Origin of the sequence: Mesorhizobium sp. M7A.F.Ca.ET.027.03.2.1 (genome assembly GCF_003999175.1) — a bacterium.
Lineage (GTDB): Bacteria > Pseudomonadota > Alphaproteobacteria > Rhizobiales > Rhizobiaceae > Mesorhizobium.
In genome coordinates this window covers 1-6,830 of record NZ_RZOM01000225.1, presented here as the reverse complement: position 1 = coordinate 6,830, position 6,830 = coordinate 1, and the positions used below count along the sequence as shown (strand labels likewise).

General features: G+C 63.5%; 5 protein-coding genes and 3 pseudogenes. 1 reads left to right on the top strand and 7 read right to left on the bottom strand.

Translation table 11 applies throughout. The features are described 5' to 3' along the window. Both EN750_RS12450 and EN750_RS12445 read right to left on the bottom strand, forming a co-directional pair. A pseudogene (locus EN750_RS12450) lies at positions 1-241 on the bottom strand (carbohydrate ABC transporter permease); the annotation flags it as partial. Between the two features lie 81 nt (positions 242-322). Beyond that, positions 323-1,936: an extracellular solute-binding protein gene (locus EN750_RS12445; RefSeq protein ID WP_127331050.1), complete on the bottom strand. Its 1,614-nt coding sequence runs from the start codon at positions 1,934-1,936 to the stop codon at positions 323-325. A gap of 336 nt (positions 1,937-2,272) precedes the next feature. Here EN750_RS12445 and EN750_RS12440 point away from each other — a divergent pair, with 336 nt between their 5' ends. Next, positions 2,273-3,301, top strand: coding sequence for a LacI family DNA-binding transcriptional regulator (locus EN750_RS12440; RefSeq protein ID WP_127396597.1), 1,029 nt, complete (start codon positions 2,273-2,275; stop codon positions 3,299-3,301). Positions 3,302-3,358: 57 nt separating this feature from the next. On the opposite strand, the gene EN750_RS12435 is transcribed toward EN750_RS12440, so the two are convergent. From EN750_RS12435 to EN750_RS12415, 5 genes and pseudogenes are all read right to left on the bottom strand, one after another. Then, positions 3,359-4,378, bottom strand: coding sequence for an aliphatic sulfonate ABC transporter substrate-binding protein (locus EN750_RS12435; RefSeq protein WP_127396596.1), 1,020 nt, complete (start codon positions 4,376-4,378; stop codon positions 3,359-3,361). A 36-nt stretch (positions 4,379-4,414) separates the two neighbouring features. Next, the gene (locus tag EN750_RS12430) at positions 4,415-5,311 is read right to left on the bottom strand and encodes an ABC transporter permease (protein ID WP_127270901.1); all 897 of its coding nucleotides are present in this window, start codon (positions 5,309-5,311) and stop codon (positions 4,415-4,417) included. A 12-nt stretch (positions 5,312-5,323) separates the two neighbouring features. Then, positions 5,324-6,160 (bottom strand): ABC transporter ATP-binding protein, encoded by an 837-nt coding sequence (locus EN750_RS12425; protein ID WP_127396598.1) that lies wholly within the window; start codon positions 6,158-6,160, stop codon positions 5,324-5,326. 32 nt (positions 6,161-6,192) lie between these two features. After that, a pseudogene (locus EN750_RS12420) lies at positions 6,193-6,518 on the bottom strand (ferredoxin family protein). Continuing rightward, positions 6,515-6,830: pseudogene (locus EN750_RS12415) on the bottom strand (oxidoreductase); the annotation flags it as partial. The pseudogenes EN750_RS12420 and EN750_RS12415, both read right to left, overlap by 4 nt.

Here is a 6,830-nt window from a genome sequence, read left to right as displayed (position 1 = left end):
GCTTCAGCGCGTTACGGTCGAGCGCGACGATCAAATTGTTGGTCGACTCGCCGAAGAAGAAACGGAAATTGCTGAGCGTCGGGTTCTTCGGCCACCAGGTCAGTTCGGCGCCGGTCGCCGACCATTCGGCGATCGGCTTGAACGCCATCGACACCATCCACAGGATCGGCACCAGCGTCACCGCCATGGCCGCGAAGATCGCGGCATAGCGGAATATCAGGAAAGGAACGGAACGCTTCATCTGGCGGCTTTGCTGGTGGCGTTGTGGGCGGAGGGGAGAAGTAGGCTCCTCCCCTCCTTCGATATGATCCAGGGAGAAGGATCAGACGATTGGATCGAGAACTGTCGGCCAGGCCTCCTTGTTGGTCTTGATGGCTTCGAGCAGTTTGTCCTCGCCGGTGCGCCGGGCGATCTTTTTCCACTCTGCCTCGGTGTCGGCCATCGCCTGCTCCGATGTCTTGGCCTTGGTCAGCGCCGCCATCAGGTTCTCGTCGAGCGCATTGTGGAAGGCTGTCGCGCCGGGATAGTTGATGGTCGGCACGGTGCGGGCGACCGTCTCGCGCACGACGTCCATGTGGTAGGCATGATAGGTCTGGCGCACCAGCGGATCGGAGAAGTCCGAAAGCCGGAACGGGTCCAGATAACCGCCGGGGTTGGCACTCATCCAGGCATAGATGCGGGCCGAGCCCAGCCATTGCAGCAGGAGGTAGGCGACCTCCTGGTTCTTCGACTGCGACGAGACCATGCCGGTCAGCGAGAACCACAGCACGGAACGGCTGATCAGCTTGCCGCCGATCTCGCGGCCGGGCGGCAGCATCGAGCCGATCTTGCCGGTGACGGCTGAATCCTTGTTGCCGGCATTGTCGAGGAATTTCGGCAGGTTGGAGAAGGCGCAGGTCATCGCCGCACCACCCTTGGCGAAGTTGCCATATTGCTCCGGCCAGCCCCAGGAGATCGCATCCGGCGAATGATGCGCGAGCGAAGCAACATATTCGTTGGTGGCGGCGATGCCTTGCTCGGAATTGATCATCGGCTTGCCGTCATCGCCAAACAGGAACTGGTTGGGCGAAGCCATCGAGACATAGCGCTGGTACCAGTTCGTGTAGCCCCAGCCCTGGTTGCGCAGGTCGGTCGAGCCGAACAGGCCCTTGTCCGGTCGCTGGAAGAAGGCGGCGATGTCGCCATGCTGCTTCCAGGTCTTCGGCGGCGCCAGATCGTAGCCGTATTTGTCCTTGAAGGCCTTCTTCTCGGCTTCGTCGCCGAACAGGTCGGTGCGGTAGACCCAGGTCTGGAAGTCGCCGTCCAGCGACACGCCATAGTTCGAGCCGCGGTATTTGTTGAGCAGCGACACGCCCTTGGCGCCGTTGACATAGCCGCTGACGGGATCGTCCCATTCAGGCTTATGCTGCGCGACAAAGTCGTCGAGCTTGGCGATGCCGCCGGTTTCGGCGAGGTCGCCGAGGCGGTTCCATTCGGTCGAGTAGATGTCGTAGGCCCCACCCTTGGTGGAGATGTCCTGCATCGTCTTGGTGAATTCCTGGCCGTTCGGCAGACCGACGATTTCGATCGCGATGCCGGTTTCCTTTTCCCACAGCTCCTTGATCGACGGCGCACCGGCCGGGAACGGCTGCGTGAGCTGGCCGATCGAGCCGTCGGACAGGCCGAGCACGATCTTGGTCGGCGCCTTGCCGGCGCCCTTCAGCGCCTTCGCCGCCTCGATGGCGCGGCCTTCCGGCGTATCGGCGCCATACTGGTAGCGCTCGGCCCCTTCGAAGCCCGTCGGGCCGCCGATCATGCCTGGCGCCAGCGCGTCGGCCGCATAGGCACGGCCGGGACGAATGAATTGGGGTGCGATACCAGCAGCGGCCATCATGACGGCCGCCTTTCCTCCAGATGCCAGCAGCCGGCGCCGCGAGATGCGGATCAAGTCAGACATTGAAACTCCTCCCTCAGGGCCACGTTTCCTCCACGACCCTTATGAGGGATATTGACGACAGCATGGCAAGGCTGTCAACATCATAAATAATCAAAACACATCATAACATCGCAATAGGGCAAGGAAATGCACAAAAACGGGATCCATCCGTCAAGCCGGATGCCTCAATTTGAGGGCACCCGACCCTTCCCGGCCCTGCGCACCCCTGCCGGACCATTTGATTTAGCCCGGCGGCTTGCACATCGGCCAAGGGCGGATACATCATTTCCCATCAGAATCGCCGATGACGCGGAAGCCGTCACCAGCCGATCCGACGCATGCAGGAGATGAAAGACGGTGCGTTCCACCCTGACTGACATAGCCCGGGAGGCCGGCGTCTCGGCCGCCACCGTCGACCGCGTGCTCAACAACCGGCCCGGCGTACGGGCGCGCACGCGGGAAATCGTGCTCGAAATGGCGCAGCGCCTCGGCTACATCGCCGAAGGCCCGAACGGCACGCCGCCACGGCCCTCGCCCGGCGAGGTCATCCGGCTCGACTTCGCCCTGCCGGCCGGCACCAATTCCTTCATCAAGATGCTGCACCGCCACATCGAGGCACAGGCTCTGGCGCGGCCCGACCTCGATGTTCGTATCGCCACCATAGAGGGCTTCAATCCTGACCGGCTCGCTCGCCTGCTGCAGGATCTGCGCGGACAGACGCAAGGCGTCGGCGTCATCGCACTCGACCATCCGACGGTGCGCGAAGCGATCCGCTCCCTGTCGGCCAACGACATCAAGGTGGTGACCATCGCTTCCGACATCCTGCATGTGCCCAGGGTCGCGTATATCGGCATCGACAACCGCGCCGCCGGGCGGCTGGCCGGCTATCTGCTCAACCGCTTCATGGGATCGGGGCGTCCGGGCAAGGTGGCGCTGTTCGCCGGCTCGCTGTCCTATCGCGGCCACGAAGAACGCGAGATGGGGTTCCGCCACGTGCTGACCGAGGAATCACCCAATCTGCAGATCGTCGAGATGCGCGAAATGCTCGACGATCGCGAGAAGGCCTATTCGGAGGCATCAGCCCTGCTGGAGCGGCACCCCGACCTTGCCGCGATCTACAATGTCGGCGCCGGCAACACCGGTATCGCCCGCGCGCTCAAGGAGCGCGGCCGCGCCCAATCCATGGTCTTCCTCGGTCACGAAGTGACGGACGGCACCAAGGACCTTCTGCTCGACGGCACGCTCGACGCGGTCATCGACCAGAACCCGCGCGTCGAGGCCCGCGAAGCGCTCAACACCCTGATCCATGCGGTCCGGGGATTGCCCTATGAACTGCACCAGCCAAGGCTGCAGGTGATCTTCAAGGAGAACATCCCGGAGATTTGACGAACCAGACGAACGGGGCGGCGCGGCAAAGCGCCCGCCCCGCTCGATGCTTCTAGTCTATTGGACGGCAGCGACTTCAGCCGCGGCGCCATCGACAAAGCTCTTGTCGACCCATTTGCCATAGTCGATCGAGCCCTTCAGCAGCCCGGCGCTGGCCATGAATTTCTCCTCGCCTTGCAAGGCGGCGATCGCGCCGTCCGTGAGTTTCGGATCCTGATGGAACACCCCGTCGGCATAGGTCTTGCGGACGGATTTTTCCGACGACTTGGTGGCCTCGACAAAGGTCTTGATCGTCTGGTCCGGATGGGCATCGGCCCAACGCGAAATCTCGATATCGACCTTCAGCAGCCGCTTGACCAGATCGGGATATTTCGCCGCGAAGGCGCCGTTGACCGAGATGACGTTGGGCACGTTCCATTCCGGATGAGTGCTGGTGTCGAACAGGACGCGCGCCTCGCCGGTGTCGACCAGCTTGGCCGCCGTCGAATCGGTCTCGACAATGGCGTCGATATCGCCGCGCAGCAACGCCGGGCCGGATGCCTCGAACGGCAGGTTCAGACCTTCGACGTCATTGGTGGTCAGGCCGACGCTGTTCAGCGCCTTGCTGAAGTTCGAATGCCGCACCGTGCCGGTGAGATAGGCGACCTTCTTGCCCCTGAGATCCTGCAGCGTCTTCAGCGGCGAGCCGGTCTTGACGACGATGTAGGAACCGCCGGCCTTCACATAGCTCGACAGGCCGATCAGCTTGACGTCGGCGCCGGACGCAGCAACCCGCAGCGCCGGATTGTTGCCGGTATAGGTGAATTCGATCGCACCGGTGGCCAGCGCGGTCGTCGCCTCCGAACCGCCATTGAAAGTCACCAGTTCGACCTTGATGCCGTCCTTGGCGAATTCCTTCTCCCACCAGCCGTCCTTCTGGGCGAGGATGAATTTGAGATGCCCCGGCGCGGTACTGCCGATGCGGATTATTTCAGGCTTCTCCTGCGCGAAGGCAGGCATGCCGCCAAGGCCGATGACGACAGCAATAGCGCCCTTCAGCAGCAGCCGGCGAAGTGCGTCGAATGGAATGTTGGGCATGGGAAAAATCCTTCCTGGTTGGAATGAATGGACCGCTTAAATGAGCGAGGTCTCGGACTGGCCTTTCCAGGCTGTTGCCCAGCGCTCGAACCAGACGAGCAGGTAGTTGACGGTCAGGCCGATGACGGTCAGCGTCAGGATGCCGGCATACATGTCGGCCGTTTCCATCATCAGCTGCGAGTTCTGGATGAGGAAACCGAGGCCGGATTTAGCCGCCAGCATCTCGGCGCCGATGACCGCGAACAGCGAGGATTTCACCGCCAGCCGGGCGCCGGCGACGATCGAGGGAATGCTGGCCGGCAGGATGACTTTGCGGAACAGATCGAAGTCGGACGTACCCATCGAGCGCGCCGCCTTGATCAGCAGCGGATCCACCGACTTGACGCCGCTGATCGTGTTGACGAGGAGAAAGAAAACCGAGGAGTAGAAGGTGATCGCGACCTTCGATTCCTCACCGATGCCGAGCAACAGGATGAACACCGGCAGCAGTGCGAATTGCGATGTGTTTCGCAGCGTCTGCACCAGGAGGTCGGAAACCTTCTCGAACAGCGAATAGCGCCCCATCAACAGACCGAGGGGGATGGCCACCACCACGCCGAGTGCGAAGCCGATCGCGGCGCGCTGCAGGCTGATGCCGATATGCTCGATCAGCACGCCCGAAGCGAGCAGCGCCCACCAGGCGACCAGCACCTCGCTCAGCGGCGGAAAGAAGATGCGGTTCAGCCAGCCGAGCCGGGGCGCGATCTCCCACAGCAGGAAGAACAGGCCGAGCAGCGGCACGCCATAGAGGAACGTGCCGTGGCTTGCTTTCTTGCTCCGGATCTTGGCGCTGGCCTTGATGGCCGGGACCCTGGCGGCGGCTACCGTTTCGCCAGCGCCGGCAAACAGGTGGAGCGCTCCCGCGGAGCCAAACTTCTCGGTCAGATAGGCCATTGGTCCAGCTCCTCAGTGACTGAAGGCTGGCGACAGGGTCCAGTCCTTCTGCGCCTTGTTGACCTCGTCGCGCAGCACGTCCCAGACGCGGGCGCGATATAGATTGAATCCGGCGCTGGCGCGGATGTCGCCGTCGCGCGGTCGTGGCAGGTCGATGTCGATGATCTCTTTCACCGCGCCCGGCCGTGCCGTCATCACCACGACGCGGTCGGCGAGGAAGATCGCCTCGTCGATCGAGTGGGTGACAAAAATCACCGTGGTGTTGATCTTGCCCCAGATCCGCAGCAGCTCGCCTTGCAGAAGCTCGCGCGTCTGCTGGTCGAGCGCCGCGAACGGCTCGTCCATCAGCAGCACTTCCGGGTTGCTGGCCAGCGCACGCGCGATCGCCACACGCTGCTGCATGCCGCCGGACAGCTGGTTGGGAAAACGGTCCTCGAAACCGGCAAGGCCGAACAGCGCCAACAGATGGCGGGCTGTGGCGGTACGCTCGGCCTTGGCCACGCCGCGCACTTCCAGCGCATATTCGATGTTGGCGAGCGCCGTGCGCCAGGGAAACAGCGCATATTGCTGGAAGACATAGCCGGTCTTTGGATCGGGCCTGGTGATGCGCCTGCCGTCGAGCTGGACGTTGCCGCCGGTCGCCTGCGTCAGCCCGCCAATGATATCGAGCAGCACCGACTTGCCCGAGCCGCTCGGGCCGACCAGCGTGATGAACTCGCCCTTGCGGATGGAAAGATCGACGCCGTCGAGCACGGTGACGCGGTCGGTCGCCTCGCCATCCACGGTGACGAACTGCCCCAGCTTGAGCTGGAAGGTCTTGCTGATGTCGCTGACGACGATCCGGTCCATGTTCGGGCGATCCATATCTGTCTCCGATCGGTTCACTGCGCCACGCGGATGCGGTGCGTCGGGTCGAATTCCGAGCCGCCCGCCTTGCCGCGCTTCCAGCCAAGCGCGCGGGCATAGGAGCCGAACAGCTGTCGGGCGTCGGCTTGAGCTTCCGTGATGCCGGTCGGCCCTTCGGCGAACTCGGCCACATAAAGCGCGTCGGTCGGGCAATAGATCTCGCAGAGAAAGCAGGTCTGCAGTCCTCCTGGCGAGCGATCACCGGCACGCCATTGTCGGTCGCGTCGAAGACGTTGGCCGGGCACACCTTGACGCAGATGTCGCATTCGACGCAGCGCGTGGCCGAGACGATCTCGATCATGACGCCAGCTCCGCCAGCCGCTCAGGCGCACCTGCGATGCGGAACGCATCCACACCGGTGATGACCAGCCGGTGCGCGAAGGCCGGGCTCTTGCCCGGCAGATCGGTGCGGCGGTGCATGCCGCGGCTCTCGGTGCGGTGCAGCGCGGCGGCCACGGACCAACGCCCAGCAGCGGCGATCGAAGCTGCCTCTCGGGTACGGACCCGGTCCAGCCCCTCGCCTTGCAGATGGTTGCGCACGTCGCGCCAGACACTCTCCAGCCGCTCGCCGCTTTTCTCCAGGCCCTCGCCAGTGCGGAAGAAATTCTTGTCG

Excerpts from the sequence above, each read along its gene's own strand:
- EN750_RS12445 (WP_127331050.1), bottom strand. The coding sequence starts at position 1,936 with ATGTCTGACTTGATCCGCATCTCGCGGCGCCGGCTGCTGGCATCTGGA.
- EN750_RS12435 (WP_127396596.1), bottom strand. The coding sequence starts at position 4,378 with ATGCCCAACATTCCATTCGACGCACTTCGCCGGCTGCTGCTGAAGGGC.
- EN750_RS12430 (WP_127270901.1), bottom strand. The coding sequence starts at position 5,311 with ATGGCCTATCTGACCGAGAAGTTTGGCTCCGCGGGAGCGCTCCACCTG.
- EN750_RS12425 (WP_127396598.1), bottom strand. The coding sequence starts at position 6,160 with ATGGACCGGATCGTCGTCAGCGACATCAGCAAGACCTTCCAGCTCAAG.